Raw genomic sequence first — 7,842 nt, 5'->3', positions numbered from 1 at the left:
ATAGAACGAGCATTCGATTATATTCGAGAGAGGGCAGTTGCAGTTGAGACTGCCGCTGCGTACTTGCCCGCACTTGAAGAAGCCCTCGGGCTTGCTGAGATAGAGCCCGCGACAGTTCAGGCGCAGTACGTACAACCGCTCGCGTCTTGGCCAGAGCATGACAGCATCATTGACCGGCTCTGGAACAAGTACGCGCGTGTTCTTGACATTCGTATCGTGGGAACGAACGCTGATTTTATCCTGTGGGATGCGATCAATATCAGGCTGGCCTTCCAAGATCCCGCGCCGCCTGCCGCCGAACATCTTTGTATTGGGATCCTAATTCTAGAGGGGGCAGTACAGTCGGTCGCCTCGGCGAATTGGGACGGATTTATAGAGGCGGCGGTCGATCGTTTGAGCAACCGTGTTCCTGGTGTGCTGCAGGTGGTCGTTGACCCCGACCAGCTTAGGGGGCCTGCCGGGCGGGCACGATTGCTGAAGTTTCATGGCTGCATTGTGCATGCTTCGCGTGAGCCATTAGTTTTTCGCCGATTCTTAACCGGAAGCTACACCCAGATAATGGATTGGCCGGAGAAGCCTGAGTTCTTAGCTATGTGCAATGCTGTAGTCGGGCTTGCAACAGCTCAAAAAACGCTCGTGCTCGGACTATCGATCCAAGACAACAATCTCCAGACTCTTTTCGCGCGAGCCAAGGCGGCGCATGCTTGGCCTTGGCCGTGTGCACCGGCTGCTCCAGCGCATATCTTCTGTGAGGATAAGATCCAGCAGGGACAGCGAGATGTGTTACGCCTCTCTTATGGTGAGGCATACAACGAAAATGCCGCTGCCATTCATGAAGCTACGCTGCTGCGCGCCTGGGGTGAAAAGGTATTAATCGCGCTTGTTCTTAAGGTCCTCGGCGATAAGATCACTGCATTAATGCAGCTTGCTCTTACCGAAATCGGTAAAGGCCTGGTTGCAAGCGAACTCAAGCCTTTCCTGAAGTCGTTACGAGATAACATGGCAGAACTTGCTGTTCCCACTCCTGGGGATTGGAACCGAACTGACGTTGTAAACCAAGCTGTCAGGCAATGGTCCCGTATGCTCTCTTTGTTTCGAAGTGGCCGCCTACCTTCAAACGCGGACGCTTACGAGACGCTAAGCAACTCAACTCTCAACCTCATCGCCACTGACCAGAACGCCAAAGCTATGGGTTTGGGACGTCTTGGGGTCGCCTTGTCGCTGTTGCAATGTGGGCGAGAAACGGGGCTTTGGGATATTTATAAACCCGCGGATGAAGATCTGAAGTCAGGGGCAATATCTGCGTGCGCATTACGTCCTGACGGAATAAATCGACCAATTTTTGTCGTGAAGTCGGCCACTGAGGCGATTGCTTTAAAAATGAACGGTGGATTCGCCGACAACAATGCAATCATCCTACATGCTGACGATGCCTGGTATCAGATGGGCGGGAACGGAGGGAGTGCGAGACGCGTCCGTGCTGCTCCGGGACGAACCGGACGCATTGGCGAAACGCATGTCAGCCTCGGTAATCTACTCGCGAACTGTGGTGATGCCGCGACATTACAGCAGGAGTTTGTTAAGGAGATGATGCTGTGAGTGTTGCACCTATCATACATGCGATTCAGGAGCGACTTCACGGCGCTGATTACACTGACTTGACGATCCCTTTCAAGGTTGCTGGTGTGGAGTTCGCGTTCACCGCTGCGATGCGTGGCCACGATGGTAGGGCGCTAGATCTAGTGCTAGTGGTCGACACAACAACGGGGGAGAACGGTGACCGCGAAGGCGCAAGTGTCAAACAACGTGTCGAAGCGTTAAGTCGCGCGCTCGACGTAACCGGCTCACGTTATGTGGTAACGGTAGTCCTTGCAGGTGCAGTGGTGGTGGAGGGGATTGAGGCTCTGTCTGAAATCTGCCGTGTACTGCATGTCGAAGGAGTCTCACTTGATGATCAAGGGAGGCCGACAGGCGAGGCTGCGCAACGCCAGTTGGACGATTGTATACGTGTGCTACTACCGCTTACGCTTCCTGCTCCGATAGGACAATCCCCAACTGGTAATGGCCCTGCCTTAGAACAGCTTATTCTTGCGCTTTCCGCAAACACTAATAGCGAACTGATAGATGCTGTTATCGCCGCATCAACAGACGGAGAACAAGCGGTGATCGATACCATTTCACAGGTGATCAGCGGTGCCTTCCAATCCGATCTGGGAGCGAAGCAGTCTTGAGCGATTTCATTCTTAAAAGCCTCGACATCAACAATTTCCGAAGCATCCGCGGAAAGATTCATGCACCGCTTGACGCCAAGGTTGTGCTTATCCATGGTGAAAACGGTGCGGGAAAGACGAGCATTCTTTCAGCTATCGAGCTCGCCCTGACAGGGAAGGTTCATTCGCTGGAGCGTGCTGATCCCAGCTATGAGAAGCAACTACTTCATCGATCAGCTTCTGAGGGCAGTGTTCTGTTGTGGGCCCTCAGCGGAATTTCAGAACAAAGTTTCAACGCTACTCTCAATGTAACCGGTGCGCAGTCCATCAACGCGCTTGACAATATGCGTGCGACATTCTTCCGTGAGCGGGCATTCCTACCGCAGGCTCTGCTTGGTCAGTTGCTTCAGATCTATCAAGAAGCGGGGCACGATGCGACATCCCCCCTAGCTCAATTTGTAGCCAAACTTCTAGGACTGGATCGCCTTGACGCGCTCGAAGCTGGGCTAAAGCCGCTTGCAGATGTGCGCAACGTCCGCAAAAGTGTGGAAGGCTGGCTTACTGCGGAAAATGAAAAATTACGCCTAGATCGCCTGCTCACCGAACAACGCAAGGCACACTCAGTTTTAGACGAGCAAGTTCAAACCGTGGCTGATGAGCTTGCAATCCTCTGTGCGGAGTTGGAATTATCCGTGGAGGTGCGGGAAGAAACACTCGATGAAGTTACCACTAGCCTTTCAGATGACAAAGACGCGGATGCTTTTCCACTGCTGACGGACCAGCAACGAAAACTAGCTTCCATTCGGCGTGAAATTGAGGGGGCGCAGGCTGCAACCGGAACCACCGTGGACCTCATTACTATTGGCGCGGATGAAGCCAGTGAGGAGTTTTCGCATTGGGAAGCGACATATGGAGATCAAGTCAAATCTCTACGCAGTCGTGTCGAAGAGGTGTTATCAAATATTTCGCTTCCAAGCGACCCGGAGCAATTCGCAGAAACGGCACTGGTGCGATTAGGCACTGAGCAGCAGCATGTTTCTGAACGTGTTACTCAAGCACGGACTGATATTGCAGGGCGCGCGAAAGCGCAAGATGAACGTGATGTGGCTCTGCGCCATAGGAACACGATAGATGAAGAAGTCGTTCTTTTATCCAGTAGTGCTGGCAGCCTGGCGGCGGCACTTTCGGAGCTGACATCATTTATTGCTGATGATACGTGTCCAGTTTGCGATCGAAATTTCACCGAAACGGGCTTGGCTCCGTTAAGCGAACATGTCCATGACAAGGTTCGAAGTTTATCTGCATCGGCAGAGCGATTACTGACACTCGGACGTGCGCGCAGTGAAATGCAAGTCGCCATTGAACGACTGGAGCGAGACATTGAGACGATTGCGGCGCGCAGTCCTGAAGAGAGTGACCTAGCTAACCTTGACCGGCGGCTAGCTGTTATCAATGTTCTGATCAGCGAACTCAAGAGTATTTTCGACGCATTGCAGTTGGGTGGAAAATTACGCGCGGCCGATGTCGCCGCGCGTCGTTCAGTGAGCGACGCCCAGATCCGCGATGTTTCTCTAGTCGCAGCGCACGACATTTTGAATGATTTTGCGCTTTCAATTCGCGCACCTGAGTTAGGTGAAGGAGAGTCCTTCGAGGCCGGAGCGAGTAGGTTGGAATCGCTTTTGGCTACCCAGGCGGCGCGATTTGAAAAGCGTCTTTCATTGCGGCGAAAGGCTGCCGATTTAATCGCTACGATTCGCGCCGCGATTAGGCAACGATTAGAAGTGGATGCAAGGATTTCTGCCGATGACGAATCTTGGAAATCCGCTAACGTTGCCCTCGAGCGGGCGCAAGTCCTACGCGAGCAGGGCAACACGATCCGTAGTGCCGTTGATAAGGTGCGTTCCGCAATTATTCGTCGGGAATTCAATGATCGGCTCAACCTTGTGTGGCGCGATCTCTTTGTACGCTTGGCGCCAGGCGAACCATTTGTACCGGCATTTCGCATTCCAGAATCATCCACTCAGAGGCTACAGCCTAAATTAATTACTGAGCATAGAGATGGCGGCGAAGCCGGTGGGACACCAGGTGCAATGCTGAGCGCAGGTAATCTTAATACCGGAGCCCTCTCGTTGTTTATCGCCTTGCATCTATCAGTCCCGCGTGATCTACCGTGCCTCATTCTCGATGACCCGGTGCAATCGATGGACGACGTGCATATCGCCCACTTCGCGGCACTTCTGAAGACCTTGTCAAAGGAACATGGTCGGCAGGTTGTAATAGCTGTCCATGACCGCCAACTCTTCGAGTACCTCAAACTAGAGCTCAGTCCTGCATTCCCCGAGGATAGCCTCCTGACACTTGAGCTATCACGAGGTCCTCGTCGAGATAGCGTGTGCATCTCGGAGCGGTTCTCGTTCAAGCAAGAGACTGCGCTTCATGCTGTCGGTTAATTCTCGATCTCTCAAAGAGGTGCTGACGCGCCTCCCAACGCAATGTGCGAGTGAGATTGCGAAGGTGACCTGCCTGCTATTTTTTGTGGACGATTAGGTGATCTGAACCTGCTGAAGAGAGAGCGCTAGCCATATGATTAGCAGTCATGAAGTGCCTATCTCGCCGCGCAAATTTCAAGCGCGCCATTGAAGGGCAGGTTGGCGGCAAGCGGCCAGCGAACACACCTTGCACAGATCAGGCAGGCATCCACTGACGCGGCAGCAGTTGCTCGATCTCGCTGGCTCGCTGCGTTGGTAACCACGTCAGTACATCTTTGAGATAAGCATACGGATCATGCCCATTGATGCGCGCTTACTGGATCAGGCTCATGATCGCCGCCGCCCGCTTGCCGCTGCGCAGCGACCCAGCAAACAACCAGTTCGACCGCCCAAGCGCCCACGGCCGGATCAAGTTCTCGATCTGGTTGTTGTCGATGGGCACAGCACCATCTTCTAGGTAGCGCGTCAGCGCTACCCAGCGTTTAAGGCTGTAATCCAGAGCCTTGGCCGTGGCAGAACCCTCGAGCACAAGTTCGCGTTGGGCCAGCAACTACTCATGCAGTTTTTCAGCGATGGGCACTGCTGTTTCCTGGCGTAATCGCCAGCGGTCTTCGTCGCTCAATTCCTTGGCGTGTCGCTCGACTTCGTACAGCCCACCAATCGAGTGAAGCGCCTGCTCCGCCAACTGACTTTTATTCGCCACGTGCAGGTCGAAGTACTTGCGGCGCGCATGAGCTACGTCTGCATCGAAGGATCAGGTCCCGAGATCCAGATTAGAAAGTAGTGCTGCCGCTATCTCCAGGGCACGGCATTTCGACAATTCCGCTATGATGGCACTCTGTCCGGCATCAGGACTTGGCTGCAAGGATCGAACGTCAGATGAGCGTCCCCAAATACGACCTTCACCTCCTGGGTTGGCATAGCTTTCAGCAGTTATGCATGGCCGTAGCCTCTACGGTATTGGGTCAGACGGTCGAGACGTTCCTTGAGGGAAATGATGGAGGTCGCGACGGTGGGTTCAAGGGGACGTGGTCTCCTCAGCCAAATGAGTTGTATGAAGGCGCGTTCGTCTTTCAGTGCAAGTTCACATCGCGCCGTGATCATAATCTCACGCTGTCAGATGTAGCTGGTGAGCGTGAAAAGGTGCGCAGACTCGTCGCCAAGGGACAGTGTGATGTCTATGTTCTGATGACGAACGGCGACTGGACTGGGGAGAGCCATCTAAAGATCAAGCAGGCGTTTGAAGATGCTGGGGTCAAGCATGTTCTGCTACTGGGCTCCACATGGATCTGCGAGAAGATCCAGCTAAACAGTAACCTGCGCATGAATGTGCCTCGGCTCTATGGTCTGGGTGACCTCAGTCAGATCTTGGATGAGAGACGGTACAAGCAGACGAAGGCGCTGCTGACGGAGCTTCCTGAGCTTTCAAAGCTTGTTGTGACTGGCACCTATCGCAAAGCACTCCAGGCCCTTCAGCAGCATGGTTTTGTTCTCCTGGTTGGAGAGCCCGCTGCTGGAAAGACGACGATTGCCTCACTTATGGCCATGTGTGCGATGGATAAGTGGGGAAGTAGGGTATTGAAGCTGGAAAAGCCCGAGCAAATTCGAGATCACTGGAATACGGACGAAGCATCGCAGTTCATCTGGGTTGATGACGCCTTTGGGGCGATGCAGTACGAAGCCGACCTGGTGATGGAATGGAACCGGATACTCCCAGCGCTCTCGACGATGATCCGAGTGGGCCATCGGGTAGTCCTGACTAGCCGTGATTACATCTACAACAGCGCACGGCGTGATCTCAAGAGAACGGCATTTCCTTTGATCGAGGAAAGCCAGGTGGTCATCGACGTGAAAGATCTGACCACACGAGAAAAGTCAGAAATCCTCTACAACCATGTGAAGCTTGGCAACCAACCGCGGCGGGTTCGGACGGCTTTAAAGGAGTTTCTTCCTGCGGTGGCAGCTCACAGTCGGTTCGCTCCCGAGACAGCTCGGCGCCTGGGCAGTGTTGAATTCACCAGGGCCCTCAAGATCGACCAAAGAAGTATCGATGAGTTTGTCGCCAAGCAGGAGCGATGGCTCGTTGAGACAATGCAGGGCATGGATGACGAAAGCCAGGCCGCATTGGCTTTGCTTTACATGAAGCACGGAGCAATCGAAAGCCCGGTAAACCTCTCAGGGGATGAGGTGAAGACAATTGAAAGATTGGGCGGTAACCAAGCCGGTTGCATCCGTGCGCTTGAGAGTCTCCGGGGAAGCTTTGTACAAGTGGCAGATACTGCTGAAGGACGCTTTTGGCGGTACAAGCACCCAACGATTGGAGATGCATTTGCGTTAATACTCGCCCAGAGTCCTGATCATCTGCAGATTTTTGTAGATGGCACACCTCTTGAGCAGTTGATGGAACTTGTGACGTGCGGCGATACGGGCATTCAGAATGCGACGATTTTGCCCTCGAGCATGTTTGCAGCGATCGCACAACGATGCTATCAGTACGTCACTTTTGGGGCCGACGTGGAGCGTATGAGGCGGGGCAGACTGTACTCTTTCCTGCTGCGCAGGACTGACCACGTATTCCTGGCCATGTACTCGAAAACTGATGGAGAGTTGGCCTCCAGCCTGGTTCGAGATTTCGCGAGAAACCTATTCACGAAGTCGTCTGACCTGGCTCTGCGCTTGCTTCGGCAAGATCTTTTACCGGAGTCAGCCAGAGATGCTATCTCGACCAAAATTCACGGCTTTGTGTTCGATGAGGATGACCTTGGGTACATCTACGATCAGGACATGCACGAGTTCTTTAGTGACCAGGAGCGGGAAGACTTCTACCGTGATGTACTGAAGCATGTCTTGCCTGACCTCGATAGGATCCGCCGGTCTCAGCAGGAAACGTACAGCTATGAGGAAGATCCTGATTACCACCTTTCTGATTTCGTTGATCAGCTAGAGGGAATACGTGCCGCGTTCCCTGAATGGCCCGGTGTGGATGATGTGGTCGATACCCAAAGGTGCCGAGTTGACGATTGGGTAAATGAGGTATCACAGGAGCGGGGAGCAGAGCCTGCAGTTGGCCGAAGCGATTTGATTCGTCCATCTGCACAAGAGGGCGGTCGAAACATCTTTGACGATGTCGATCTCTAGACCAG

General features: G+C 53.5%; 4 protein-coding genes and 1 pseudogene. 4 read left to right on the top strand and 1 reads right to left on the bottom strand.

Features of this window, described 5'->3' with window-relative positions; genetic code table 11:
- The 3 genes from AC1D2P_RS22060 to AC1D2P_RS22050 form a co-directional block, all read left to right on the top strand.
- Nucleotides 1-1,599: SIR2 family protein (locus AC1D2P_RS22060; protein WP_477811593.1), on the top strand; the 1,599-nt coding region annotated here is incomplete at its 5' end.
- Complete coding sequence (locus tag AC1D2P_RS22055; RefSeq protein ID WP_477758261.1) at nucleotides 1,596-2,231, top strand: hypothetical protein; 636 nt, start codon at nucleotides 1,596-1,598, stop codon at nucleotides 2,229-2,231. The genes AC1D2P_RS22060 and AC1D2P_RS22055, both read left to right, overlap by 4 nt.
- The gene (locus tag AC1D2P_RS22050; RefSeq protein WP_477758262.1) at nucleotides 2,228-4,660 is read left to right on the top strand and encodes an AAA family ATPase; all 2,433 of its coding nucleotides are present in this window, start codon (nucleotides 2,228-2,230) and stop codon (nucleotides 4,658-4,660) included. The genes AC1D2P_RS22055 and AC1D2P_RS22050 overlap by 4 nt, the downstream gene beginning before the upstream one ends.
- A 235-nt stretch (nucleotides 4,661-4,895) precedes the next feature.
- On the opposite strand, the pseudogene AC1D2P_RS22045 reads toward AC1D2P_RS22050, so the two are convergent.
- Nucleotides 4,896-5,438: pseudogene (locus tag AC1D2P_RS22045) on the bottom strand (IS66 family transposase); the annotation flags it as partial.
- Nucleotides 5,439-5,578: 140 nt separating this feature from the next.
- On the opposite strand from AC1D2P_RS22045, the gene AC1D2P_RS22040 reads away from it, so the two are divergent.
- Nucleotides 5,579-7,837, top strand: coding sequence for an nSTAND3 domain-containing NTPase (locus AC1D2P_RS22040; RefSeq protein WP_477758263.1), 2,259 nt, complete (start codon nucleotides 5,579-5,581; stop codon nucleotides 7,835-7,837).
- Nucleotides 7,838-7,842: the final 5 nt, after the last annotated feature.

This window comes from Pseudomonas sp. P1_F1_2 (genome assembly GCF_056405815.1).
Note: the sequence above shows the minus strand (reverse complement) of the source record. Positions and strands in the feature narration are given on the sequence as shown.